This is a genomic window from Microbulbifer maximicatervae (SeqCode), from assembly GCF_052467325.1.
Map to the genome: position 1 here is coordinate 4205389 of NZ_CP174310.1, position 24712 is coordinate 4230100.

General features: G+C 50.3%; 22 protein-coding genes and 1 pseudogene. 14 read left to right on the forward strand and 9 right to left on the reverse strand.

The annotated features are described in order from the left end of the window. Positions 1-287: 287 nt before the first annotated feature. Entirely contained in the window at positions 288-2231 is a 1944-nt protein-coding gene (locus tag ACJJIE_RS18775; RefSeq protein WP_444892635.1) for a M1 family metallopeptidase, read from the forward strand. Between the two features lie 428 nt (positions 2232-2659). On the opposite strand, the gene serB is transcribed toward ACJJIE_RS18775, so the two are convergent. Then, complete coding sequence (gene serB, locus ACJJIE_RS18780; protein ID WP_444892636.1) at positions 2660-3769, reverse strand: phosphoserine phosphatase SerB; 1110 nt, start codon at positions 3767-3769, stop codon at positions 2660-2662. A 310-nt stretch (positions 3770-4079) separates the two neighbouring features. Here serB and ACJJIE_RS18785 point away from each other — a divergent pair, with 310 nt between their 5' ends. The 7 genes from ACJJIE_RS18785 to ACJJIE_RS18815 all read left to right on the forward strand — a co-directional run bounded on the left by ACJJIE_RS18785 (position 4080) and on the right by ACJJIE_RS18815 (position 12487). Next, positions 4080-5192, forward strand: coding sequence for a hypothetical protein (locus tag ACJJIE_RS18785; RefSeq protein ID WP_444892637.1), 1113 nt, complete (start codon positions 4080-4082; stop codon positions 5190-5192). A gap of 98 nt (positions 5193-5290) precedes the next feature. Continuing rightward, positions 5291-5707, forward strand: coding sequence for a MerR family transcriptional regulator (locus ACJJIE_RS18790; protein WP_413664166.1), 417 nt, complete (start codon positions 5291-5293; stop codon positions 5705-5707). A gap of 109 nt (positions 5708-5816) precedes the next feature. Next, positions 5817-6986 carry an isovaleryl-CoA dehydrogenase gene (locus ACJJIE_RS18795; protein WP_282934543.1) on the forward strand — a complete coding sequence of 390 codons (1170 nt, stop codon included), beginning with the start codon at positions 5817-5819 and terminating at the stop codon, positions 6984-6986. A 118-nt stretch (positions 6987-7104) separates the two neighbouring features. Further along, on the forward strand, positions 7105-8712 hold the full coding sequence (locus tag ACJJIE_RS18800) for a carboxyl transferase domain-containing protein (protein WP_371838961.1): 1608 nt from the start codon (positions 7105-7107) through the stop codon (positions 8710-8712). A gap of 72 nt (positions 8713-8784) precedes the next feature. Next, on the forward strand, positions 8785-9582 hold the full coding sequence (locus ACJJIE_RS18805) for an enoyl-CoA hydratase/isomerase family protein (protein WP_444894786.1): 798 nt from the start codon (positions 8785-8787) through the stop codon (positions 9580-9582). Between the two features lie 5 nt (positions 9583-9587). Beyond that, positions 9588-11588 (forward strand): acetyl/propionyl/methylcrotonyl-CoA carboxylase subunit alpha, encoded by a 2001-nt coding sequence (locus ACJJIE_RS18810; RefSeq protein ID WP_444892638.1) that lies wholly within the window; start codon positions 9588-9590, stop codon positions 11586-11588. Further along, positions 11588-12487: a hydroxymethylglutaryl-CoA lyase gene (locus ACJJIE_RS18815; protein WP_444892639.1), complete on the forward strand. Its 900-nt coding sequence runs from the start codon at positions 11588-11590 to the stop codon at positions 12485-12487. The genes ACJJIE_RS18810 and ACJJIE_RS18815 overlap by 1 nt, the downstream gene beginning before the upstream one ends. A gap of 271 nt (positions 12488-12758) precedes the next feature. Here ACJJIE_RS18815 and ACJJIE_RS18820 read toward each other — a convergent pair whose 3' ends face one another. From ACJJIE_RS18820 to ACJJIE_RS18830, 3 genes and pseudogenes are all read right to left on the reverse strand, one after another. Continuing rightward, entirely contained in the window at positions 12759-13199 is a 441-nt protein-coding gene (locus ACJJIE_RS18820) for a nuclear transport factor 2-like protein (RefSeq protein ID WP_444892640.1), read from the reverse strand. 175 nt (positions 13200-13374) lie between these two features. Further along, a complete protein-coding gene (locus tag ACJJIE_RS18825) occupies positions 13375-13629 on the reverse strand; it encodes a multicopper oxidase domain-containing protein (protein ID WP_444892641.1) in 255 nt (84 codons plus the stop codon). 13 nt (positions 13630-13642) lie between these two features. Next, positions 13643-13726 (reverse strand): annotated as a pseudogene (locus ACJJIE_RS18830) (hypothetical protein); the annotation flags it as partial. A 146-nt stretch (positions 13727-13872) separates the two neighbouring features. Between ACJJIE_RS18830 and ACJJIE_RS18835 the strand changes: the two are divergent. Beyond that, positions 13873-14241, forward strand: coding sequence for a hydroxymethylglutaryl-CoA lyase-like TIM-barrel protein (locus ACJJIE_RS18835; RefSeq protein ID WP_353057063.1), 369 nt, complete (start codon positions 13873-13875; stop codon positions 14239-14241). Positions 14242-14820: 579 nt separating this feature from the next. Then, the gene (locus ACJJIE_RS18840; protein WP_444892642.1) at positions 14821-15669 is read left to right on the forward strand and encodes a putative porin; all 849 of its coding nucleotides are present in this window, start codon (positions 14821-14823) and stop codon (positions 15667-15669) included. 67 nt (positions 15670-15736) lie between these two features. On the opposite strand, the gene ACJJIE_RS18845 is transcribed toward ACJJIE_RS18840, so the two are convergent. Beyond that, the gene (locus ACJJIE_RS18845; RefSeq protein WP_444892643.1) at positions 15737-17632 is read right to left on the reverse strand and encodes a multicopper oxidase family protein; all 1896 of its coding nucleotides are present in this window, start codon (positions 17630-17632) and stop codon (positions 15737-15739) included. A gap of 117 nt (positions 17633-17749) precedes the next feature. Further along, positions 17750-18664 carry an SDR family NAD(P)-dependent oxidoreductase gene (locus tag ACJJIE_RS18850; RefSeq protein ID WP_444892644.1) on the reverse strand — a complete coding sequence of 305 codons (915 nt, stop codon included), beginning with the start codon at positions 18662-18664 and terminating at the stop codon, positions 17750-17752. A gap of 209 nt (positions 18665-18873) precedes the next feature. Between ACJJIE_RS18850 and ACJJIE_RS18855 the strand changes: the two genes are divergently transcribed. The 3 genes from ACJJIE_RS18855 (at position 18874) to ACJJIE_RS18865 (ending at position 20601) form a co-directional block, all read left to right on the forward strand. Next, a complete protein-coding gene (locus ACJJIE_RS18855) occupies positions 18874-19305 on the forward strand; it encodes a DUF4345 domain-containing protein (protein WP_444892645.1) in 432 nt (143 codons plus the stop codon). Positions 19306-19363: 58 nt separating this feature from the next. Further along, entirely contained in the window at positions 19364-19666 is a 303-nt protein-coding gene (locus ACJJIE_RS18860; RefSeq protein ID WP_444892646.1) for a DUF1330 domain-containing protein, read from the forward strand. Positions 19667-19746: 80 nt separating this feature from the next. Beyond that, positions 19747-20601, forward strand: coding sequence for an AraC family transcriptional regulator (locus tag ACJJIE_RS18865; RefSeq protein ID WP_444892647.1), 855 nt, complete (start codon positions 19747-19749; stop codon positions 20599-20601). A 27-nt stretch (positions 20602-20628) separates the two neighbouring features. On the opposite strand, the gene ACJJIE_RS18870 is transcribed toward ACJJIE_RS18865, so the two are convergent. From ACJJIE_RS18870 to ACJJIE_RS18880, 3 genes are all read right to left on the reverse strand, one after another. Then, complete coding sequence (locus ACJJIE_RS18870; protein ID WP_444892648.1) at positions 20629-21228, reverse strand: DUF1287 domain-containing protein; 600 nt, start codon at positions 21226-21228, stop codon at positions 20629-20631. Between the two features lie 47 nt (positions 21229-21275). After that, positions 21276-22214 (reverse strand): NADP-dependent oxidoreductase, encoded by a 939-nt coding sequence (locus ACJJIE_RS18875; protein ID WP_444892649.1) that lies wholly within the window; start codon positions 22212-22214, stop codon positions 21276-21278. Between the two features lie 135 nt (positions 22215-22349). Next, positions 22350-22736: a hypothetical protein gene (locus tag ACJJIE_RS18880; protein WP_282934530.1), complete on the reverse strand. Its 387-nt coding sequence runs from the start codon at positions 22734-22736 to the stop codon at positions 22350-22352. 680 nt (positions 22737-23416) lie between these two features. Between ACJJIE_RS18880 and ACJJIE_RS18885 the strand changes: the two genes are divergently transcribed. After that, complete coding sequence (locus ACJJIE_RS18885; protein WP_444892650.1) at positions 23417-24661, forward strand: DUF945 family protein; 1245 nt, start codon at positions 23417-23419, stop codon at positions 24659-24661. The last annotated feature ends 51 nt before the right edge of the window (positions 24662-24712 follow it).

The following is a 24712-nucleotide window of genomic DNA, read 5'->3' on the forward strand; positions in this document are numbered from 1 at the left end:
ATAAAAGAGCCGCAGTCTGAATCTGGAAAGTGAACGATGTATTAATTCCTGGTCAGTATTTTTCTTCCCTTGCTGCTATTAGTCATGAAATTCGTCCTAAGGCGACGAAAGTGAGACATTAATCTGGTTTATTGGCAAAACGCGGCATGACCGTCGGTAGCTGTGGCTCGAGCGGGGGATCGGTGTGCCCGCTTACGGTGGGTGCAGAGTCCCCTGTCGTTTCTCATCTGCGCTCTGTCAGGTATCCTGTGGCGCAAATTGAAAAGCTGAACTCAGGGAGTAGACCCATGTTGCCCCGTTTACTGTGTACCAGTCTGATCGTTGGCGGCCTTGCCGTTGCCGGTGGCTGTTCCAAGTCGGAGCCTTCCAAGGCCGAATTAGACAGTGCGAGCGCGCCGATGAAGGCGTCCGCTGTGATCGAGAAGAAGCCGGGTGTTGAAAAAGCGCCCCAGTCCGGAGTGGATTACCACTCTTTTGCCAACAGCAATGATTACCAGGTTCAGCACCTGGATCTGGACCTGACTGTCGACTTCTCCCGCAAGGTTCTTGAAGGTGAAGCCAAGTTGGACTTCAAGCGTCTCAACGACAAGAACCTGCCGATGGTACTGGATACCCGCGAACTGGAAGTGGTTTCTGTATCCGCTAATGGCGCGCCAGTAAAATTCTCCATGGGCGAGAAAGACAGTCACCTGGGCACTCCGCTGAATATTGAGCTGCCGGAAGATGCCGACAGCATTACTATCCGCTACCGTACAGCGCCGGGCGCCTCTGGCGTGCAGTGGCTGGAGCCTCAGCAGACTGCGGGTAAAAAGCATCCGTTCCTGTTTACCCAGGCCCAGGCGATTCACGCGCGCAGCTTTATTCCACTGCAGGACTCCCCGAAAGTTCGCATCACTTACAACGCCACTGTACGCACTCCGAAAGAACTGCGCGCAGTCATGAGTGCGAACAATGACCCGCAGGCGGCCAAAGATGGCGTCTACGAATTTGAAATGCCCCAGCGCATTCCCTCCTACCTGATTGCCCTGGCGGTTGGTGACCTGAAGTTCAAGCCCATGGGCGAGCGCACTGGTGTCTACGCTGAGCCCTCCATGCTGGAATCTGCAGCGGCGGAGTTTGCCGATACCGAATCTATGCTGGAAGTGACCGAAAAGGCTTATGGCCCCTACCACTGGGATCGTTACGACCTGCTGATTCTGCCGCCCAGCTTCCCCTTCGGCGGTATGGAAAACCCGCGCCTTAGCTTTATCACTCCGACGGTGATCGCCGGCGATAAGAGCCTAGTAGCCCTGATTGCCCACGAACTGGCCCACTCCTGGTCCGGCAACCTGGTGACTAATGCCAGCTGGCGAGACCTTTGGCTGAATGAAGGTTTCACCACCTACCTGACTAACCGCATTATGCAGTTCGTCTACGGTGATGAGCGCTACCAGATGGAAATGGCCCTGGGCTATGACGACCTGCAAGCGGATCTGGCTGATAAAGAGCCTCGCGATGAGATTATGGCGATCGACCTGCGCGGACGTGACCCCGATGAAGTCTTCTCCAATATTCCCTACGAGAAAGGCTCCCTGTTCCTGTATGAGCTGGAGCAGAAAGTAGGTCGCGAAGCGTTTGACCGCTTCCTGATGGAGTACTTCAACCACTTCTCCTTCCAGAGCATCACCACCGAAGACTTCGTTAAGTACCTCGACAAAACCCTGCTGGTTGAGCACGCTGACAAGCTGGACCGCGATCGTATCCTTCAGTGGATCTTCGATCCGGGTATTCCCGAAGGTGCGCCGCATCCGCAGTCCGATGCCTTCACTAAATTAGATCCAGTGCGTCAACAGTGGTTGGACGGCAAACTGGCGGCGAAGGATATCGATACCAAAGGTTGGACTTTCCACCAGTGGAAGTACTTCCTCGATGGTATGCCGGAGAAACTGACGGAAGCGCAGTTGAAGGAATTGGACGGCGCCTTTGGCCTGACCGAATCCCGCAATAACGAAGTGGCTTTCAGCTGGCTGATGATTGCAGTGCGCAACGACTACGAGCCGGCCTTCGAGCGCCTTGAGAATTTCCTCACCAGTATCGGCCGCAACAAGTTCCTGCGCCCGCTGTATCGCAATATGGTTGAGACCGGTAAAAAAGATGTGGCTGCACGCATTTTTGAGCGCGCCAAGGTGGGTTATCACCCGCTGACGGTGAAAGTAAATAGCCTGGTAATTTACGGTAAGAAAGAGAGTTAATCGCTCTCTTTTCCCAGTTGTCGCAATTCCCATAGGTCAATATGTGAGTTGCGGCAACTCTCCCCTTTCTTTTTCCCTTCCACTTTGGCTAATGCTAAAGTTGTGCTCCACAAAATATTTTTTATGGGCATTCTTTCAGTTTGTTTTTATAGCTAAGTGAACTGGTACGGTAGCGTGATTAATACGCCAGATTTCTGGCATAAAAATCATTAAACGGCTGTTCAAATGGATTGCCTTTGCGTACTCTGCTGCCCAGAGATTTTACTCAGGAAGGGAGGCACCTATGTATAAACGGGCTTTATTAATAGTTGTCCTGGGGCTTTTTCTTGCCAGTTGTGGGCAGAAACCCGGGCCCAGTGCTTGCACAGATCACAACAAGCGGCCGAGTTTCCCTTTTCCTCACGCGATGCTTTAAGAGCTAAGCCGGGTTATACCCCGAGCTTGGCAATTTGTTGGTCATTGAGACCAAATAAGTAGAGGGCGGCGTCCAGGCCAAACAGATTGATGGCCTGGGGGGCCTGTAGCCTCACCTTGGGCTTGGGGTGAATGGCGATACCCAGCTCCCCTAAATTCAACATGGGAATATCGTTGGCGCCGTCACCCATAGCAACCACACTTTCCAGTGCCAAATCTAAGCTTCCGGCAATTTCCTGCAGTAACTTGCGTTTACGATCGCCATCAATAATGGGTTCCACTACTTCGCCGGTGAGGGCCCCTTCGGCAAATGTCAGTTCATTGGCATGGATATAATCCAGGGGCAGGCGCTCTCGCTGCAGGAATTCTGCGAAGTAGGTAAAGCCGCCAGAAAGCAGTGCCGTTTTGCAGCCCAGTGCGCGCAAGGCTGCCAGCAATTCATAGGCCCCTTCTTTTAACGGCAATTCCCGGGCAATTTCTGCCAAACGCTGCTCTGAAAACCCTTTTAGCAAGGCCATGCGCCGTTTAAAGCTCTCGCAGAAATCCATGTCACCGGCCATTGTGGCCTGAGTAATGGCGGCGACCTGATCACCGATACCGGTAATTTTTGCCAGTTCATCGATAACCTCGGCATCGATGAGGGTTGAATCCATATCAAAGCCCGCCAGCTTTGGCACCCTCTGGGTAACAGAAGCCTGGATTGTTAGGTCTACTCCCAACTCATCGGCCACTCCAAGGCAGGCCAGGCGCGCGGTGTCAAAATCGAGATCGCCATCAATTTGGAAGCGGATTACGGTGCGATCGCATCTTTGTGCCAAAGTATCAGCGGCGAATAGGCTCCACTGTTGTTCATCAAAAAATCGCAGAAGGTATTGGAGTTGGGATAGGGAGGCAGAGGGGCTCAGCAGGGTGATACACCAAATGGCTTCAAGTGCACTCGGTTCTTCGGGGGGCGGGGTAAAGTCCGTAGCCTCACCGGGAAAAGGGGCTTCACCGGAATACTCCAGGCCGAGCTTGGCGGTATGATCTCGATAGCTCAGGTAGCGCAGGGTGCCACTTCCTGGAGCCTGGGAAATCTGTTTCAGGGAGAGGTGGAATTCCTGTGAATTTATTTGATCACCCATAAGCTCTGTCCCGATTGAATTAAATGTCCGGCGCATTATAGCTCTTATGAGATTCTTCGCTAAAATTGCCGGGCTTTAATTTCATTGATTGCCGGTCAGCAGGGATTTTAATGGGCTCAGTTCGAATGGGGAGTAAAATTTCTTTTCGAATTGTGCGAGTTGAGTTGAACTAATTCGCCGCCTGCTTTACCAATCGCTCAGGAATTAATTGGGTATGCACAATTTTGGTGCCTACCGTTAAAATGCTCGCTGCTCCAAAACAGCTGGGGCAATAGTAAAAAAACAATACGCAAGATGTCTGCCGCCGTTTATGTCAGTTTCCATTGTATCTATTCTTCGCAAAATACCGGCTCAATTAGCACAGTTGTCCAAACGCGCCCGTCAGCGCCTATTGGCACTGGTTATCTGGGTGACACTGGCAATATTCTGTGCGGCGGCACTGGGGCATTTTTATGGTCAGCAGCGCGATGGTCAGATAGAGCGAGACAGAATTACTGCAAAGGCGGCTGCGACTATTCTCGCGGGGCAGAGCCTGGAGAGTATTGTGGCCGGGGATCGTATCAGCTTACAGCTGATCGCTCGCCAACTGCTGGAGCTTCCAATGGTTTCCGGCATTTTAATTGAGGATGTGGAATCGAATTCCCTGGCCGAAGTGGGGGACCTGAAAGAGGGGGAGACGATCACCGAGCCAGTGGTCCTGCACGATAGTATTGCCGGCAATATTACCGTAGCGTTTGAGCCCGGTAATTCCGTTACCTTCCCTTGGGCCAGCTTGTTGCTGACCCTCGTTTTTGCCCTGCCATTTAGTGCAGCTGCGGCCCTGCTTACCGGTAGCTTGTCCCGGGAGCGCAAATTGCCCGCACAAGTCACTGAGTCTGCTCAAGCTGTAGCTGAAGTTACCGAGCCCAGCGTTGGGCTTTATCTTCGCCCCCTCAACTGGGCGCAGTTGGGCAACCAGTTAAGTCGCAGCGCCCTGGAGGGTTTGCAGCGGGAGCTAGATGGACGTATGCGTTTGCTGCAGCGCATATACGGTGCCACCCCCCTGAGTTGCGCCGGGCCACAGATCGGCCTGGATTTCTCTGGCACTGATGCGGCCTTCCGCGCAGTCTGCTGTGGTTTATTGCTGCGGGAGATGCAGAGCGTTAGCCGTGCGACCGGTTTGAAGCTGGCTCTGGCGGTAGTCCCATCCCAGCCACAGAGTCCGGATTTCTGTGCCGATCAGCTACTTAACCAGTCCCGCGGCATGTTTTTACACCCGGAGCTTCTTGAGGACAGTTCCCTGGTGGGGCGAATTGAGCATCACGGTGCCGGTTGGGCGCTGGAAGTGACGGGCCTCACTCCTTCCTATCAAAAACTTCTCAACAATCAGCTGCAACAATTGCTTGGTGCTGAGGCTACTCCCCACAGGACCCCCGTGGGCTAAGTGACTGGAAGTGCCTCAGGGTTCTTTTTTGGCGCGTGCTTTACGTTTACGTTAACGTAAACTCTTGCTAGGCTTGATGGCATCTTGAGGAAGTCGTTATGAAAGCAGAAGCAAGCCAAATGGAGCCCCATAGTTACAGCATTTCCGAGCTGGCGCGGGAGTTCGATATCACTACTCGCGCCATCCGCTTCTATGAGGACAAGGGCCTGCTCAATCCGGAGCGTCGCGGCCAGACTCGAATTTATAGCCCCGAGGAGCGAGTGCGCCTAAAGCTGATCCTGCGGGGAAAGCGGCTGGGATTCTCTCTGGATGAGAGCCGCGAAATTATCGATATGTACGACCCGGCCCACGGCAATGTGGAGCAGTTGCACCGTCTATTGGAGCGGATCGCGCAAAAGCGTCTGCAGTTACAACAGCAACTGCGGGATATCGAAAGCCTGATGGAAGAGTTGGATGAAGCTGAATCCAGGGCCCGTGAGTCCCTGGCGCAAAGCGATGACAGCAGCGCTTCCTGAACAGATTTCGGCACTGCGCCAAGAGTGGCGCGGTTGCCTCATGTGGTATTGAACAGCCGCCAAGGCGGTCATTTGAATTAAAGACATTTTAAATATCAGTGGAGCCGTTATGAACACCTCCTACCCAACCCTGAATTTCGGTCTCGGTGAAGACATCGATATGCTCCGTGACATGGTGTACAAGTTCTGCCAGGCGGAGCTGGCCCCGCGCGCGGCACAGATCGATGAAGACAACCTGTTCCCAGCGGACATGTGGAAAAAGTTTGGTGAGCTGGGCCTGCTGGGTATGACCGTGGAAGAGGAGTTCGGCGGTTCCAATATGGGTTACCTAGCGCACGCTGTGGCCATGGAAGAAATCTCCCGCGCCTCCGCTTCTGTGGGCTTGTCCTACGGTGCCCACTCCAACTTGTGTGTAAACCAGATTCGCAAAAATGGTACCCATGCACAGAAGCTCAAGTACCTGCCCAAGCTGTGTTCCGGTGAACATGTAGGCGCCTTGGCCATGAGTGAACCCAACTCCGGTTCCGACGTGGTAAGTCTGCAACTGCGCGCGGAAAAGCGCGGTGATCGCTTTATTTTGAACGGCAATAAAATGTGGATCACCAACGGTCCCGATGCCGATACCTATGTGATCTACGCTCGCACTGAGCCGGGCATCAGCTCCGGTGGTATCACTGCATTTATCGTTGAGCGCGGTTTCGCCGGCTTCTCCCAGGCGCAAAAGCTCGACAAGCTGGGCATGCGCGGTTCCAACACCTGTGAGCTGGTGTTCGAAGACTGTGAAGTGCCGGAAGAAAATATCCTCGGTGAACTGAACGGCGGTGTGCGCGTATTGATGAGCGGTCTCGACTACGAGCGCACGATTCTCTCTGGAGGCCCTGTTGGCATTATGCAGGCCTGCCTGGATGTGGTGGTTCCCTATATTCACGAGCGCAAGCAGTTCGGCAAGGCCATCGGTGAGTTCCAGCTGATGCAGGGTAAGATCGCCGATATGTACGCTGACCTGAATGCCAGCCGCTCTTACCTGTACGCTGTGGCCCGGGCTTGTGATCGCGGTGAGGACTCGCGCAAGGACGCCGCCGCTGTAATCCTGTTTACTGCGGAGCGCGCAACCCAGATGGCCCTGCAGGCTATCCAGACACTGGGCGGCAATGGCTACATCAACGAGTACGCCACTGGTCGTCTGCTGCGCGATGCCAAGCTCTACGAAATCGGCGCGGGCACTTCTGAAGTGCGCCGTATGCTGATTGGTCGCGAGCTGTTTAAAGAGACCCGCTAAGGCTGGGCATTTCTTCTCGCCGCCGGCGCCTGTCGGCGGCAGCTGTCTCCAGCCGGGCACTGCGGCAATAAGCTGCGCCCTGTGGAGGTCTTTTCTCCGGGAAAGTGAATCGGACTTTATGAATCAGTTGCAGAGCAAAATAAACACGCGCGACGCCGCCTTTGGCGAAAACCGCGAGCAGATGCAGGCGCTGGTGGCAGACCTGCGCGAAAAAGTGGAAGCCATCGCCCAGGGCGGCGGCGAGCGCGCAAGGGAAAAACACCTGGCGCGAGGAAAATTATTGCCACGGGACCGTATCGATGCGCTGCTCGATCCGGGTAGCCCTTTTATGGAGTTTTCCCAGCTGGCCGCTCACGAGGTTTACGGTGAGGATGTTCCGGCCGCGGGTATTATTACCGGCATCGGCACCGTTTCCGGTCAGCCCTGTGTGATAGTGGCTAACGATGCCACTGTAAAAGGTGGAACCTATTATCCCCTCACAGTAAAAAAACACCTGCGCGCGCAGACCATCGCCGAACAGAACAATCTGCCGTGCATTTACCTGGTGGATTCCGGTGGTGCCAATTTGCCACGCCAGGACGACGTCTTCCCAGACCGTGAGCACTTCGGTCGCATCTTCTTTAACCAAGCCAATCTCTCTGCACAGAATATTCCGCAGATCGCGGTGGTTATGGGTAGCTGCACCGCCGGTGGAGCCTATGTGCCGGCCATGGCAGACGAATCCATTATGGTGAAAGAGCAGGCCACCATCTTCCTGGCGGGCCCGCCCCTGGTGAAGGCGGCCACCGGTGAAGAAGTTTCCGCTGAGGAACTCGGCGGTGCCGAGGTGCACTGTCGCACTTCCGGGGTTTCCGATCACTACGCCAATAATGATGTACACGCCCTGCAGTTAGCGCGCCGCTCTGTAGCTCGCCTGAACCGTATCAAAAATCCTGGTCTGGATATCCAAAAGCCTGTTGAGCCGATTTATCCACCGGAAGACATTTACGGCGTGGTGCCCAAAGATTCGCGCCAGCCGTTTGACGTACGCGAGATTATCGCGCGGGTTGTGGACGGATCTGAGTTCGATGAATTTAAAGCGTTGTACGGCACCACCCTGGTAACCGGTTTTGCCCGTATCCAGGGCTATCCGGTGGGAATTGTTGCCAATAACGGCATCCTGTTTGCGGAGAGTGCGCAGAAGGGCGCGCACTTTATTGAGCTGTGTGCGCAGCGCAAGATTCCATTGGTTTTCCTGCAAAATATCACTGGTTTCATGGTGGGCAAGCAGTACGAGGCGGGCGGTATCGCCAAACACGGCGCCAAGATGGTGACCGCTGTCGCTACCGCCAAGGTGCCCAAAATTACCATCCTTATCGGCGGCTCTTTCGGCGCCGGTAACTACGGTATGTGTGGCCGCGCCTACGATCCCAACTTCCTGTTTATGTGGCCCAATGCGCGCATTTCGGTTATGGGGGGTGAACAAGCTGCTGGCGTATTGGCCCAGGTGAAGCGCGACCAGATGGCCGCCCGGGGTGAATCCTGGAGCGAAGAGGAAGAGCGCCAGTTTAAGCAGCCGATTGTGGATAACTACGAACACCAGGGGCACCCATACTACGCCTCCGCGCGCTTGTGGGATGACGGCGTTATCGATCCGGCGGATACCCGCCGTGTGCTCGGTCTATGCCTGGCTGCGGCCAGCCACAAGGAGCCGGAAGAGACCAAGTTCGGCGTGTTCCGTATGTAAGGAACCGTGGTTGCGGCGCCAGCGAAATGTTCCGGAGCCGCTTTTGAGAGACGCCCCAATCGAGGAATTACAATGAGCGATAAATTGCTGTGCGAAGTGGATAGCGAGGGCGTGGCCACGGTCACCCTGAACCGGCCGGAAATCCACAACGCTTTTGATGATGAACTGATCCACGAGCTGGCCACCACCTTTGACACCCTGGCGCAAAACCCCGCTGTACGTGTGTTGGTACTGGCCTCCAATGGCAAGAGCTTTTCTGCCGGAGCCGACCTCAACTGGATGAAGCGCATGGCGACTTATTCAGAAGAGGAAAACCGCCGCGACGCAGCTGCGCTCGCTGCGATGCTGTACAAGCTCGACACTTTCCCTGCACCCACCATTGCGCGAGTACAGGGCGCCGCTTTTGGCGGGGCCGTGGGTCTGGTGAGCTGCTGCGATATGGCGGTGGCCTCTGAGCGCGCCAGCTTCTGTTTATCTGAAGTCAAAATCGGGTTGCTGCCCGCCACCATCAGTCCCTATGTCATCAATGCTATCGGCACCCGCCATGCGCGTCGTTACTTTGTCACAGCGGAGCGTTTCTCCGCCGAGCGCGCGGAACAGATCGGTTTGGTATCCGAAGTCTGTGCCGAGGCCGATCTGGATCTGCACGTGCAGAAATTAGTGAACGCCATTGCCGACAACGGCCCTAAAGCGGTCGCCATGGCCAAGCAACTGGCTATGTCCATGTCCAACCGGGTTATCAACAATGAATTGCAGGGCCAGACCAGCGCGCTGATCGCTGCCGTGCGTGTGTCGCCGGAAGGACAGGAAGGGTTGAGTGCATTTTTGGAAAAGCGTGCACCCAGTTGGATGAATGGTAGCGAAGGGTAATTTTTATGATTCGCAAACTGTTAATAGCTAATCGCGGCGAAATTGCCTGTCGCATTATCAAGACCGCGCGCCGCCTGGGGGTGGCCACTGTCGCCGTTTATTCCGATGCGGATGCCGACGCTCTGCATGTGCAGATGGCGGACGAAGCGGTGCACCTGGGTCCGGCCCCGGCCAGGGATTCGTATCTGGATATCGACAAAGTATTGGGTGCTGCCAAGCAGACTGGTGCCGATGCCATCCATCCGGGTTATGGCTTCCTGTCGGAAAATGCCGAGTTTTGCCGCGCCTGCGATAGCGCCGGCATTATTTTTGTCGGCCCACCCACCGGCGCGATTGAGGCGATGGGCTCCAAGTCCGCAGCCAAGCGTATTATGGAAGAGGCCAATGTGCCCCTGGTACCCGGTTACCACGGCACCAATCAAAATGAAGAGCTGTTGGAAGGCCATGCCAATCGCATTGGATATCCGGTATTGCTGAAAGCTGCTGCCGGCGGCGGTGGTAAGGGCATGCGCCGTGTCGACAGTGCCGATGAATTCCACGAAGCTCTGGCCGCTGCCAAGCGTGAGGCCATGAATGCCTTTGGCGACGACATTATGTTGCTAGAGCGCTATGTGGTGAGTCCCCGCCATGTGGAAATCCAGGTGTTCTGTGATCAGCAGGGCAATGGCGTCTACCTGTTTGAGCGGGATTGTTCGGTGCAGCGCCGCCACCAAAAAGTAGTGGAAGAAGCTCCCGCACCGGGCATGACTCCGGAGCTGCGCGCCCGCATGGGTGAAGCGGCCCTACGCGCGGCCCACGCGATTGGTTACGTGGGGGCCGGCACGGTGGAATTCTTGCTGGATGCCAGCGGTGCCTTCTACTTTATGGAAATGAATACCCGCCTGCAGGTGGAGCACCCGGTGACGGAAATGATCACCGACCAGGATCTGGTGGCCTGGCAGCTGTCAGTTGCCGCTGGCGATACCCTGCCCATGAGCCAGGATGAACTGCAGATCAACGGCCACGCCATGGAAGTGCGCATCTACGCCGAAGACCCGGACAATGATTTCCTGCCGGCAACCGGCGTGTTGGTGCGCCACCAGCCCCCGGCGGAAGGCGAGGGTGTGCGAGTGGATACCGGTGTGCAGACCGGCGATGAAATCAGCGTGCATTACGACCCGATGATCGCCAAATTAATCTGCCACGGCCGCACCCGCAAAGAAGCCCTGGCCAAATTGGATCGCGCACTGCGCGATTATCAGATTGCCGGTGTGCGCCACAATATTGAATTCCTGCGCCGAGTGATCAATCACCAGGCATTTGCCAGCGGTTGTATTTCGACGCACTTTATCGAGGACTACGAGGCGGAAGTACTGCATCAGGAGCAGACACTGACGCCGCTGAAATGCGCTGCTATTGCCGCTTATTTGCAGCAGCGTGAAGAGCGCGATCTGCGCAATAGCGCACCTCAGCGGGATCGTTTCTCTCCTTGGCACAATGGCGATAACTGGCGCAATGCTCTGGCTGGCAGTCGCACCCAGACGGTGGACTACCGTGGCCAGCACGCTCAAATTCGCTTTGTTGCGGAGGGCGATAGCCTGCGCTGGACTTGTGATGCCATGCCTGAGGAACAAAACAGCGGTGAGATTCGCCTTCTGCCGGGACGGGACTTGATGTTGGTGGATGGCCGTCGCATGAGTTTCTCCGCCGTAGATACCCGCGATGGCGGTGCTGTATTTATCGATGGCACCCAGGTGGAATTCAAGCTGTTGCCACCGGATATCGGTGAGAGCAATGACCAGGCCCACGGCCTCGATGCCCCCATGAACGGCACCATAATTTCGCTGCTGGTTGAGCCGGGCTCTACGGTGGAAAAAGACCAGCCGCTACTGGTAATGGAAGCCATGAAAATGGAACACACCCTGCGGGCTCCGGCCGCTGGCACCGTGCAGCAGTTCTTCTGTGCCGAAGGTGAATTAGTGGATGGCGGCAGTCTGCTGGTGGATTTTGCCGGGGAGGAGCAATAATGACTTTGCCCAAACAGGTTAAAATCGTCGAAGTGGGGCCCCGCGATGGGCTGCAAAATGAAAAGCAGCCTATCTCTGTGGAGACCCGTATCGCTTTGGTGGACAAGCTCAGTGCCAGTGGGCTGTCGGTTATTGAAGCCGGCAGTTTTGTCAGCCCCAAGTGGGTACCGCAAATGGCCGCCAGCGAGGAAGTGCTGGTGGGTATCCAGCGCAAAGACGGTGTTATCTACAGCGCGCTCACGCCAAATTTAAAAGGTTATGAGCGCGCAGTGGAAGCCAAAGCCGATGAGGTCGCCGTATTCGGCGCGGCCTCAGAAGCCTTCACCCAGAAAAATATTAATTGCAGTATTGCTGAGAGTCTTGAGCGCTTCCGTCCATTGGTGGAAAAAGCCAAGCAAGACGGCATACCCGTGCGCGGATACGTATCCTGCGTACTTGGTTGCCCCTATGAAGGCGATATTGATCCGGCCAAAGTGGCAGAAGTTAGTGCCGCTCTATTGGAAATGGGTTGCTACGAAATTTCCCTCGGCGACACCATCGGTGTCGGCACCCCGGAATCCGCCAAGCGTATGCTGGAGAAGGTGATGGCCCGTGTACCTGTGGAAAAACTTGCTGTGCATTTCCACGATACCTACGGCCAGGCCTTGGCCAATATCTACGCGGCCTTACAAATGGGGGTCGCAGTAGTAGATTCCGCCGTAGCCGGTCTGGGCGGCTGCCCCTATGCCCGTGGCGCTTCCGGTAATGTTGCCAGTGAGGATGTACTTTATATGCTCAATGGCATGGGTATTGAAACCGGCGTGGATTTACAGTTGCTGGCAGAGGCTGGGAACTTTATTTCTGAACAGCTGGGGCGGGAGACTAACTCCCGTGTGGCTAAGGCTTTGGCGCCTTGCTGAGTGAGTAGTGGGTTCTCTCCAGAGAGTGTTTTTTCTGGAGAGGACCTTTTAGAGAATTTTAGAATCATTTCTGTCCGAGCTAAAATAAACAGGGTTGCCTGTTCTAAGATATTTTGCCTCCCCCCTTCTCAGTTAATTCTTAAATTTCAATCCTTAAGCGTCTGCTCAGCTTCCCGCTTAGAGAAATAATATCCCCTCTTGGTTGTTGATTTTTATTGCCAGAAATTAACGATATGTAGAGTGCTCTTTAATCTAACATTTTATTAGATTCCTATTTCCAGTATTCAATAATCCTAGAAATCTGATCACCCTCAAATTCAAATACTGTTAAGTGATTAGAGGTAACGCCTTGATAGATTTGTTGCCGCTCAAGTGAGACTGCTTTGTAACCAGCGATGATTGATATAATTTTATATCTAGCGCCAGTCATTTGATATTCTCCCTCCTTTAAATACTTTATAGAGTTGTTGTATAGGTGCTCTCTGGTATAGGTTCCGCCATAAACTTCATGGATATAGATAAAGTCGTCGGTGTAGTGAGAAAATAGTTTGTCGATATCTTCGACTGTCGATCCCTTCATCAGCATTTTGTTTTGTAACTCATTGATAAGGACAGCTTTTTTCTTCAAGTTTTCCTTTGTTAATTCCGGTGTTTCAGCGGCAATTGTCCCTGATGCCAGTGTAAAAAATACTAATATTATTAGTGTTTTCATCGTAATTACTTATTTTGTGCAGATCAATTCCGAGTTGTTTTTGGTTTTCTTGGATGATTGTAACCATTGATAATGTTGTTTTGTTCTATTCTTTTTCTTGCTGTCTTATTTATTGTTCGGCTTGTCGATAAGTTTTTAGGTGTTTACTTTTTATCTGAGATTAAAGGTTAATAGATTACTGGTTGTTTATTGGCTTTGGCGCCAACACCCTAAACGGCCTCATCATATCGTAATCCTCATGGGAGAGCAGATGACAGTGCCATACATAGAGGCCTTCTCGATCAAAGCGCGCAATTACCCGTGTTACTTGGCTGGGAAGGGCGATGACCGTATCTTTGGGGCCGCTTTCTTCTGGTTGTGGTGGAAGGAGTTTCCCCTGTAGAGATTCTATTTCCAGTTGTGCACCCTGAAATATCTTATCGACATGCATAAATTTCTGTGGCTTAGGGATAAGCTCCATTTGAAGGCTGAGGGATTAGCACCTGAAATTTTACAAGGTGAATATGGATAGGATGGGCCGATACGGTGGGATTGTATAGTTCTCAGGTTTCTATGGCGTCGTGCTGAACTACTTCTTTAGTAGGGTCCGCAAAAAAAGGGACCCCTCCTTTACTGGACCTACCATCAGCAAGTTAGGGTCGTAGGGGCATCCAGGCGTATACTGAAACAGGTGATGGCCCGCGTACCCGTGGAAAAACTTGCGGTGCACTTCCACGATACCTGCGGCCAGGCCTTGGCCAATATCTACGCGGCCTTACAAATGAGTGTCGCAGTAGTAGATTCCGACTTAGCTGGTTTGGGCGGCTGCACCTATGCCCGTGGCGCTTCCGGTAATGTTGCCAGTGAGGATGTGCTTTATATGCTCAATGGCATGGGTATTGGAACTGGCGTGGATATACAGTTGCTGGGAACTTTATTTCTGAACAGCAGGGGCGGGAGACTAACTCCCGTGTGGCTAAGACTTTGGTGCCTTGTTGAGTTTTTGATAGGTTCACATCGGGATTATATTTATCCTGATGTGAATTTAATCGCTAGAGTTTAGAGTGAAACACCTCTCTAGAAGCTATATCCTACGTTTTTTACTACTGAAATTACAAGTTTGTAGCAGTCTACATAACGGAGAATAATAACCCGTTATCTACAAGTTAAAATTTTCTTCACGGTGTACAACCCGCTTCACATATTAACAAGCCGTCTTTGTTGGGGCCACCTTTACCTGATTTAAAAATTATACTCCTGTGATTAAAGGCCGTTAGAGATAGATTCTGCCTTTATCTAGTGTCGATTAAATATTAGGTGGGTTGATGCTCACACTTTCTGTAGCTGGATTTTCTATTATCAACTTCATTGTTTGAGCTGTGCTGACAATTATGACTATACAGCATCTCTTGTGGGTTCAGGTTGAATTCTTTGAATATTTCGTTGGGGTAGACCTTCCTTCACGCTTTTTATTACCTAACCTTGGGGTGAGATAATCATCAGAATTTCCCACAGAAAATGATAGTGATCTATAGAGTTTGTTGGGCGCACCTTCACTGTTAGTGGATATAATTTGATTTATTTTTTTGAACTTTTTTTGAGTGGATGGTCATACTCAGTGCTCAAAAAATAGGATATCAAAATGAAAATATATTTCGCAGCTCTCTCGTTGGTTTTTTTTATGGCTGTTAATGCCACTGCTGAAGAGTATAAGTCAATTACTACTGCCGGTTATTCTAATTTGGATTTCAATGCAAGAGGAGGGGATGAACTCTCTACGGAATCAACTTATTATTTTTCTGGCAAGGAAACTCTTGGGCCTCTAAGAGAGTTTGAGTTTATTAATAATGCAAGTAATTTGTCTGGGGCTTACTACCATCGAAGTATTGGGTCTACAAATAGCGATAGTTTTGCAATCGCTGGTGAATATTTTGCCGAAAATGGATTTGTGCTGGGAGCTAACATAGCAGATCTTGGAGGTGAGAGCTTTAATACTATAGCTTTAGGTTACATGTTTACTCCTAACTTTTTGATGAAGTTTTATAATACTGACGGCAATACATATAGTAAATTTCGTTATAATTATGATTTAAATGAAACTGATTATATTGGTTTCGACTTTTCTGCCGATATTGTTTTTGATTGGCAGATTTTTTCCTCTAAATACTTTTCAAAAATTGGTGATGTCCAGTACATCTCTATTGAGTTTAGCTATTTAAATTATAATGAGTGGGATGATTTCTGGGAAGTTGGAAGCAATTACTATTTTACTAAGAGTACTTCCCTTGGTGCTAGTTATGATGAAAATAATGATTACAAGGTAGGTTTATCTCACTTTTTTAACCGGAACGTTGCGGTGGAGGCTTCTTATAGTACTAGGTTAGGAAGTCCATTTAAGTACTCCAGCTTTGGAAGTGATATCTACAAAAACAGTTGGAATACGGATACGGAAGTAGATAAGTTTGAATTGGGAGTTACGGTGCAATTCTAATTGAAGAAGGCAAAAGGGTTTGACCGGCAAAATCCTTTTGCAGTTATTGCTTGAAACTAAGGCTATTTCATGGTTTAGGCGGCAAAACCTTAAACGGTCGCATCATATCGTAATCCTCATGGGAAAGTAGATGGCAGTGCCATACATAGAGGCCTTCTCGATCAAAGCGCGCAATTACCCGTGTTACTTGGCCGGGAAGGGCGATGACCGTATCTTTGGGGCCGCTTTCTTCTGGTTGTGGTGGAAGGGGTTTTCCCTGTAGAGATTCTATTTCCAGGCGTGCACCCTGAAATATCTTATCTGTATGCATAAATTTCTGCTGCTTGGCAATAAGTTTTCCTTTAAAAGGCTGGCGATCCAGTACCTGGAATTCCACCAGATGAATATGGATTGGATGAGCCGATACTGTAGGGTTGTATATTTCCCAGATCTCAACGGCGTTGTGTTGGATTATTTCTGTAGTAGGGTCTTCAAAAAATAGGGAGCCCTCCTTTACTGGACCTAACATGAGTAGATTGCGGCCGTAGGGATCGTCCAACCGGTAGGTGGCAAGTTGTCGTGTATGGCTGGCTTGGTTAAGCCTATTAAGTGGGGCGCCTAAGGGAGTATTTAGGCTGAGTTTTAAATCTCCAGTGGTATTTTTAATCTCTGATTTCTGTTTATTAGAAGGGGGGGGGATCGGTGCTGAAGCAATATGAAATTGTAGAATCTGGCCTGTAGTATTTGGATCGGTAGCTGGTGTGATGCCGCCGCGTCCATCGCTTAATACGCGTTTACCTCCCGGGTTGTAGACAAGTGGAATCGAACTCTTTGGGTCATTGGCCTCTACAAAGCCTTTAAAAGGGACATCCGGTCCAAAGTTTCGCAGTGTCAGTTCACGCCCTTCATAACCGCTGAAATCTACTAAAACATCTGCTCGCTCTGCGGGTGCCAATATCAACTCGTTCAATTTTACAGGGTAATCGAGAAATCCGCCGTCACCGCCGACTTGTACAAAGGGTGTATTTTCGTCGATCCTGAGTATCAGTGTGCGGGTATCGGATGCGTTGAGTAATCGCAATCGATAGACGTGTGGAGTGACACTGACTTTGGGCCAGGTCATACCGTTTACCAGAATAAAATTGCCAAAAAATTCGTCGAGATGGGACGGATTGGGCCAATTGGCCTTAACCACCTCATGGGAAACCGGTGATGGAGGCTGGTCCCTCCAGCCAGGAAAATACAGCTGCCCATCGGAGCTAAACAAGCTGTCTGTAATAGCGGCTACAAAAGTGCGCTCTTCTGCAGGGAGCAGCTTCTCCTGTATCAGATGGTCTTCATTGTCATCGCCAACCAGGTAAAAACCGAATAGACCTGCGTAAACATTAAGGCGCGTCATGCCCAGGGTGTGGTCGTGATACCAGATAGTGGCGGCATCCTGGGAGTTGTCGTATTCGTAAATCCTTTTCTCAAATAATGGTCCCGTCTCACGATAATTGCGGGTGTACCAAGCGAGGGGATTGCCGTCACTTTTCCACTCTGTATGCCCGCCGTGAAGGTGGATAACCATAGGTACAGCTTTTGGATCTTTTACGTCGGCGAGGTGAATGGATCTATCCACAGGAAATAGATGTGGACCCGGTAGCTCATTGGCCCAGTGTACAAATACCGGTTGGCCTTCTCGGGCGCGAATAGTAGGGCCAGGAGAGTGGATGCGACCTGCATATTCAAAACCCCAGGCTTTTGTCATTAAACGTTTGCCTTCCTTATCCCGTAGCCCCATCCAAACTTCAGTGGGGCGGGCGGGTAGTTTAATCGGGGCTGAGCCCTGAGGGCGGATTTCTGCGGGTATTGGCAGTTCATTGACGAACTTATCCACAGTTGCTGGATCCAGCAGCCGCAGGGGAGTTGCTTTAGCTACATCTTCAGCAGCAGTCAGGGCAAGGGGAATTAACAACAGCAGGGAAAAGATTACCCGAAACATTGGCTGTTTTTAGCAGTAAGTATTTAACAGTCAAGTATAGGTAAACAAGCGGTATCGGTGGCGTTAACTTGGGGGCAGGGAAGGGTGTACAGGGCCCTTCCCTGATGCGACCCTTCATTAGATAAAGCGATTGATCGCCGTTTTGGCATTGTCTTGATAGGTAGGATTGTCCAGGTCCGGGAAAAGCTTCCGCTGTTCACCAAGAGGTCCAGTCAATCCGCGTTCACTGCCGTAAAAAATACCTGTGCGGAAGGATCTTGTATCCAGTAGGGCATCGATATAGCGCTTGGCGCCTATTTCTACTTTGTGGACTTTGCCAAGTAGCAGCATAATCTGCATCATGCCCTTCATCATATATTGCTTGAATAACGACAGTGTATTGAAGCCCTCTGTGCCTACCGTAGCCCCGGGACTCATGGTTACGAAGCGGATATGGGGGAATTCTCGCGCCATGGAAGACATCCACAGGGCGCCCATATACTTTATCGGACCATAGGGTACCGTAGCGTCTTTGGTACTGGCATAGAGCTTTCCTTCACAGATCTGCATAAATTCCTCCACAGAGGCGCTTTTCAGGTCTGGTCGCTTCATACCCATCTCTTCTACGCCGCGAGCGGCCTCGGAGCCGGCATAGATAGCAGTCTGGGTTAATTTATTGGCTTTCAGTAACTCGTTAGTCAGTAGAGCATGCCCAAGCAGGTTGACGGCGAAAATTTGTGTGACTCCTTCGGGGGTCTTGTTGTAAAACTCTTTCCCCCCGGTACCACCAGCATTCATAACCAGGGCATCAACTGGGGAGCCTAGGTTGTTAACTGCCTCTTTCACGGATTGTTGATCCGCGACATCGATCAGCAATACTTCGAAGATATTCCTGCCTGTTTCCGACACAAGCTCGGCCTGGGCTTCCTTGGCTTTGTGCAGATTGCGGCAGCCGAGATAGATCTTGTTAATCTGCTGGTATTCCGCCAGTTGCTTGGCGCATTCCCTGCCTAAGCCTGCATTCGCTCCGGTAATCAAAACACTCTTAATCATCTTTCTGTCTCTGTGGATATTGGGAACTGGTGCCCGGATATGGATATACCCGGCTGTTGGAGAGAAAGATAAGCGGTTAAGCGCCTCGTCTTTTGACATTTCTTGCTGTCTTAGTGGGATACCAAGACCGCAAGAAATATCAAAAATAGGGCCTTACTGGCCAATATGATTAGGTCATCACTCCAAATACGGCAAACTAAGGTGACACTATGAATCAGGCGAGTTCTATAGAAAGAAAAATTTTCCAATTGTTAGTGGTAGCGCTAGCGGTGATCTGTTTTGTACCCGGTGGTATCAGTGCATTTGGAGGGCTGAATGGCAGTGCTGCCCTGAGTGGTGGTGCTATGATTTTTGGCCCGGATAGCCCCTTGAGAGGATTTGGGGATAATCAATATCGATTTGCCTTTGGTGTTTTCTTTGCCCAGGGGTTGGTTCTACTGTATTTCCTGAGCAATATCGAAAAACATAAAGCATTGTTTTACTTCGTGGCTTTATCCCTCTTTATTGGCGGTCTGGGCCGCTTAAGCAATATTCTGGAATTTGGATTGGTGGATGATCAGGTCTTACCCCCTACGATTATTGAGCTTGCGATAGTTCCACTTCTGGTTTTTTGGCATAGGCGAGTAGCCTCTGAAGGTTAGTCATTAGAAGCTATTAGTTAAGCAACTAAAAGTTATTTACGCTTAAGAGGTTATTGCTTTGTTACCAGTATTTTTACATATAGAGTCTTCACCAAACCTGAAAGAATCGCAGGCATTTGATCAGTATATAGGTCTGGCACCGCAATTAATGCAACAGTATGGAGGAGTGCCTATTGCCTCTTATGATGTGGAAGAGGTCTTGGACGGAGGTCGGTCACCAAAGGCATTTGTTGTGGTATCTTTTCCGGATCGGGAGGCGATCTATGCATTCTTTAATGATCCAGCCTACCAGGCAATTATTCCTTTGAGGGACAAGGCATTTACCCATTTACGCTTTTTTATCACTAGTGAGCGAATTTGATTTAAAGGCAAGCTAATGCGGGAAGGTGTTGCTCGAAAATCTCACCGTCCCAACGTAAACAGGCAGTAAAGGAGCCTCTCATGCAGCGATTTTTTAAAAGTATCAACTTCGTAGAGCAGCATCTATACGACAAAATTTCTGTTCATGAAATTGCCGCGGCCTCTCATTACTCAACCTATCACTTCAGTCGTATTTTTAAGGCATTAGTGGGGGACTCACCGAAAGAGTACTTGCGTAAGCGCCGATTGACCGTCGCCGCAAAGAGGTTGTTGAGTGAAGATATTGGTATTCTTGAGCTTGCCATGGAGTGCCAATTTGATTCCCAAGAAGCCTTCACTCGCGCGTTTAAAGCTTTATTTAATGTAACCCCGGCGCAGTATCGAAAGCAGCAGGATCCTTTTCGGTTGTTGTATAAGGATCAATTTAGCCCTCATATGCTGCACTTTTTGCAAAATGAGCTATCCATGGAGCCACAAATTATTTCTCGGCCTGCGATGCAATTGGTGGGGGTAGCGCAGGAATATGATCATGAAAATCTCAGCTTGCCAAAGCTCTGGTCTGCATTTCGGCCCTACAGGGATAAAATCCCCAATCGTATCAGCGATGAATCTTTTGGTATTTATGAGTGTTATGAGGAAGCTGGTGATGAAATTCAGTTTAAGTATGTCTGCTGTGCGCCGGTTGCTGACCTGACTCAGGTACCCGAGGGTATGGTGGCGCGGGAACTACCGGAGCAGCTATATGCAAAATTTGTTCACCGTGGATCTATTACCACCCTGGAACAGACATTGAAGTATATTTGGGGAAGCTGGTTGCCAAAGTCCAATTACGACTATATTGAGAGGCCAGACTTTGAGCTGTACCCACCCAGATATCAGGTTGCCAGCCCGACAGCGGAAATGTTTCTCCATATCCCGGTCAAAGAAAGGCCGTAATCGCTTGGAAATAGCGTAGTTTTTTCGCTACTCAATCTTTTCGGTTGCCTGGCCGGCGTTGTATCGGTAATGCCCGGTAATTTTAAAGGAAAACAACATATCTTCCAGCACGGGTCCAGCCCCGATATTGTGTGCGACCAAGTACCGGTTGGTTTTTTGAGAGCGTTTCGCAGTCACAATACCGATATGCGGTAAATTACCGGGCAGCATCCAGGTAACGATGTCCCCCGGTAGATAATCCTCTGCCTTGTCACTTATTGAGAGTGACTGCCCTTTGCGAGTAAAAAAAGCCTGTAGATTGGGTACTCGCCGGTGATCAATATTTTTATCTGGCCTGGAAAGTCCCCATATGCGTTTAGACGGGTAGGCTTGAAAATGGCCCGATATATCCTCGTGAACTTCTTTTTGCAAATCGATCCCCAGCTTCCTATATGATCGAATCACTACGTCGGTACAAACACCGGTATCAGCCGGCACATCTCCATTTGGATAGGGGATAGACACATAAGCAGGATCGTAGCGTACTTTATGATAGGTTCGCTCCAGAGCAGCTTCGGCCAAAGTTATATTTTGTGCATAACTGGCGGCAGAAATCAGGGTACCCAAAAATAGAAATATCCGTTTCACTAGGGCTCCAGTTTTTTTGAGTCTAGGCTGAAATCCTATACTATCGTTTATTTACCCTGCAACACATCAATAACTATTTTACCTTTGGCTCTTCCCTTTTTTAGGTAGTCGAGTGCGGCTTGAGTTTCATGTATGGGGTAGACTCTATCAATAACCGGTTTCAAAAATCCTTTCTCAAGTAATGAAGCAAGTTCTGCGAGAGTAGTGCCACTTGGCCATGAATAGACTAGTTGGAGGCGCTGCCTCATCTTTTCAATTAAGGTATCTGACCCTTTAGCTTTGACGGAGACTGATACTAATAGACCATGTTTGTTAAGAACTTTGGCAGACCTTTCTAATACTTCTCCGCCTAAAGAGTCGAGTACAAGGTCATAATCCTTGAGTAATTCCTCAAATTTTTCGGTTTTATAATTGATAACAGTGTCGGCACCGAGTCGTTTGACTAATGTAAAGTTGGCATCACTGGTGGTTGTGGCTACGAAGGCGCCAATATATTTGGCTATTTGTATAGCGATAGTACCGACTCCGCCGGAGCCGGCGTGGATAAGAACTCTTTGCCCTTTCTGTAATTTTCCCACTTCAATGAGAGATTGCCAGGCTGTTAAACCCACGAGAGGGAAAGCGGCACACTCATTGTTGGAAAGATTGCAGGGGCGGATAGCTGCATCCATTGCTTTGATTGAAGTGTATTCGGCAATCGTACCCGCTTGATTTGTATCGGGGCGTGCAAATATCAGATCGCCAATTTTAAAATTTCTGACAGCGCTGCCAATTTCTACTACTTTCCCAGTAACATCGTACCCGACAATATGCGGCATTTTTACAGGCATTACGTTTTGTAAAGCCCCCGATATTGCCCAGTTATCGAGGGGGTTGATACTGGCCGATTGTACCTTTACTAAAATACTATTTTTATCCGGTGAAGGTTTAGGCATCTCTGCCATTTCGATGGGGCTGCCATAAGACCTGATAATAGCGGCTTGCATATTTCACAGCTCTAAAATTAGAGGATTGATAGCTTTAGTGTGTTGAAAGACTTGCTAGTTTAGTAACTGTAAAAAAATAACGATTGAAAAAAGGGGCCCGAAGGCCCCTTGTAGCAGTAAATATAGCCACAATGGCTAGCGCAAGTTACTGATACAGCGGTTATATTCGCGAATATAAATCTTACCACCTACTGCAGGGTTAGCATTTGCCATATCTGCAGCGGCATTCATACAGCCTTCTACCTGGTCTCTAGTCAGTCCCCAAGTTTGGGGGCGAGGTTGTGAGCCGCGGATATACATATCCCGGGGATTCTCATAACTACGAATAGAGGTGGGGGGCTGTACTCTGTAGAAATAACGGCCCTGCTCATTAAAGGCATAGAAAGTATTACCACTTTGATAATAAGTCTTGCCGAGAATTTGCACGGGTTCAGCGTTGGATGGGAGGCGCGTCATGCGGTCATCTGCATAACTGAAACCTGCGAGAGAACACAAGAGCACCATTGAAACAAGATATCGCATAACGTCTTCTCCTTCTCCTAGTTTGGCCACAAGTCTACTCAAACTGGGGGAGTGTCCCAACGTGCGGTAATGGAAGTTTCGGTTGTTGTAAAGGTATCTTTTAAGATCCGATCGAGATAACGGTTATGAATTCAATAATTATTTTTTACATGAATAGGTAAAAAACAAAAAATTTCCTAGATAGCGGTTTTCTTATAGTAATCAGGACCTTTATTTTGTTGAGGTATTTGTAAGAAAGCTAAATCGTGGAGATAAGAATCTGGGTTAGATTGAAATACAAGAAAAATAGATTGTTACCTACCATTTTAAATTGCTCTGATTAAGGGGAAGTTAAAGGGTGGTTTAAAAAATTACATTGTTGTTTAAAACTGTCAACGAGCCATTAAATTACTCAGGCGTGCCACAGGAGATCAAGAGACTTGTGAGCTGATCTCCAGCATAATGGTCAATTTCAATTTATGGCCGCTTACAAACCCCTCTTCTTAGGCTTGATCAGAGCTTTTGAAATATAGATTTACTAATTTACAAGCCGAGATTCTGCTCTTTAGAAATGGGTCGTAGGTCCTTATGCCGTGGTTGATGAATGTTCAGCACTCGTACCAAGTAACGAGGCTCTTGTCGCACTAATAGCTGCATAATCTGATACCATCGGCGCAAACCCCTTCGCTAGATGATTTTTTATGAAACTACTGCGTTCACTTCTATTTATTGTGCTTGCCCTAATGGTGATATCTGCGCTGGCTGCGCCGGGTTTTATCGGCCCCAAAGTAGAGGAAATTTGGAAGCAGCAGTTGGGCCGCTTGCAGGGGGGGAATTCCACGGGTTACGAACGCGGATGGTTTGGTGCTGAAACCAATACTGAAGTGGCATTGCCGGATGGCACTACCCAGCTCAATACAGAGATCCATCATGGGCCGGTGTTGCTTACCTCTAAGGGGCCGCGCCTGGGTGTGGTTTATACCGAGACCCGGCTGGAGCTGGATCAACTACAGCCTGAATTGCGCGCTCAATTGGAGTCCATTTATGGCGCTTTACAGGCGAGTCCGGTAGTTCTGGAGACCCTGGTTACCGCCGACAACCGGGTGCTGAATACCCTCCGCTTAGACCCTTTCAAAAATACTGGCCCACTCGGGGAGCTGGAGTTTGACGGTGGGGAGATTGCCGTATCTACGGATTACAGCGGTGCTGTGCTGAACGGTGTCGTGGAGCTGGGAAGCTTGCGCCATATTCATGAAGGTATCGAAGTACTGTTTACCGAGCCCCTTGAAGGCGAGTTTGAATATATGCCCGGCGAGGGCGGTAATGCGGAGCTGCGATTGTCGTTGCTGAGGGCAGAATCAGATTCCGGGCCGGTTCAATTGCGCGATGTTACCCTGGACCTGACCTTGGAAGAATTGGCGGCACAGACCCTGAAAATTATCAGTGACCTGAAGCTTCCCACGGTGGATTCGGCAACACCGATTACCTCTGTGCGCCAGCAGATGACCTTGCCGAGAATTAAGACTGCGGATCTGGGGCACTACCTGCGTGTATTGTTGCCGGCCCCTGAACGGAATTGGGCCCGTGAAATGAGTCGCCCGCTGCGCCTGGAGCAACAGCTGGCGATTCAATCTCGCAATGGCCCTGTGTTAGTAGATGCTGATATCGATTGGCGGGGTATGCGCAAATCCTCCCGCCGAGGTGCCAGTGAGATCGATCAGTGGCTCAAACCGCTGGTAGGTAGTATGACCGTTAGCGCTGCAGAGCAGGCGCTTTTGCAGTCCCCCCTGGTAGGGCAGGCAATGCTTCTGCGAGATTATGGCCTGCTGATCGAAGACAAGGGTGAGCTGCAAATGTATCTCAAGGTCAACCGAGGCCAGTTGGAGGTGAATGGAGAGCAGTTGCCGGCAGACCTGTTCGTGATGGCACTTACCGGCAGATTCTGATTGCTTGGGGGCCTGCTGTTGTGAAAAAAGCAGGCCTCAAATCCCAGTATC

Bases quoted from the DNA above. Each gene is read 5' to 3' on its own strand.
- ACJJIE_RS18775 (WP_444892635.1), top strand. From the start codon at position 288: ATGTTGCCCCGTTTACTGTGTACCAGTCTGATCGTTGGCGGCCTTGCC.
- serB (WP_444892636.1), bottom strand. From the start codon at position 3,769: ATGGGTGATCAAATAAATTCACAGGAATTCCACCTCTCCCTGAAACAG.
- ACJJIE_RS18785 (WP_444892637.1), top strand. From the start codon at position 4,080: ATGTCAGTTTCCATTGTATCTATTCTTCGCAAAATACCGGCTCAATTA.
- ACJJIE_RS18790 (WP_413664166.1), top strand. From the start codon at position 5,291: ATGAAAGCAGAAGCAAGCCAAATGGAGCCCCATAGTTACAGCATTTCC.
- ACJJIE_RS18795 (WP_282934543.1), top strand. From the start codon at position 5,817: ATGAACACCTCCTACCCAACCCTGAATTTCGGTCTCGGTGAAGACATC.
- ACJJIE_RS18800 (WP_371838961.1), top strand. From the start codon at position 7,105: ATGAATCAGTTGCAGAGCAAAATAAACACGCGCGACGCCGCCTTTGGC.
- ACJJIE_RS18805 (WP_444894786.1), top strand. From the start codon at position 8,785: ATGAGCGATAAATTGCTGTGCGAAGTGGATAGCGAGGGCGTGGCCACG.
- ACJJIE_RS18810 (WP_444892638.1), top strand. From the start codon at position 9,588: ATGATTCGCAAACTGTTAATAGCTAATCGCGGCGAAATTGCCTGTCGC.
- ACJJIE_RS18815 (WP_444892639.1), top strand. From the start codon at position 11,588: ATGACTTTGCCCAAACAGGTTAAAATCGTCGAAGTGGGGCCCCGCGAT.
- ACJJIE_RS18820 (WP_444892640.1), bottom strand. From the start codon at position 13,199: ATGAAAACACTAATAATATTAGTATTTTTTACACTGGCATCAGGGACA.
- ACJJIE_RS18825 (WP_444892641.1), bottom strand. From the start codon at position 13,629: ATGCATGTCGATAAGATATTTCAGGGTGCACAACTGGAAATAGAATCT.
- ACJJIE_RS18835 (WP_353057063.1), top strand. From the start codon at position 13,873: ATGGCCCGCGTACCCGTGGAAAAACTTGCGGTGCACTTCCACGATACC.
- ACJJIE_RS18840 (WP_444892642.1), top strand. From the start codon at position 14,821: ATGAAAATATATTTCGCAGCTCTCTCGTTGGTTTTTTTTATGGCTGTT.
- ACJJIE_RS18845 (WP_444892643.1), bottom strand. From the start codon at position 17,632: ATGTTTCGGGTAATCTTTTCCCTGCTGTTGTTAATTCCCCTTGCCCTG.
- ACJJIE_RS18850 (WP_444892644.1), bottom strand. From the start codon at position 18,664: ATGATTAAGAGTGTTTTGATTACCGGAGCGAATGCAGGCTTAGGCAGG.
- ACJJIE_RS18855 (WP_444892645.1), top strand. From the start codon at position 18,874: ATGAATCAGGCGAGTTCTATAGAAAGAAAAATTTTCCAATTGTTAGTG.
- ACJJIE_RS18865 (WP_444892647.1), top strand. From the start codon at position 19,747: ATGCAGCGATTTTTTAAAAGTATCAACTTCGTAGAGCAGCATCTATAC.
- ACJJIE_RS18875 (WP_444892649.1), bottom strand. From the start codon at position 22,214: ATGCAAGCCGCTATTATCAGGTCTTATGGCAGCCCCATCGAAATGGCA.
- ACJJIE_RS18880 (WP_282934530.1), bottom strand. From the start codon at position 22,736: ATGCGATATCTTGTTTCAATGGTGCTCTTGTGTTCTCTCGCAGGTTTC.
- ACJJIE_RS18885 (WP_444892650.1), top strand. From the start codon at position 23,417: ATGAAACTACTGCGTTCACTTCTATTTATTGTGCTTGCCCTAATGGTG.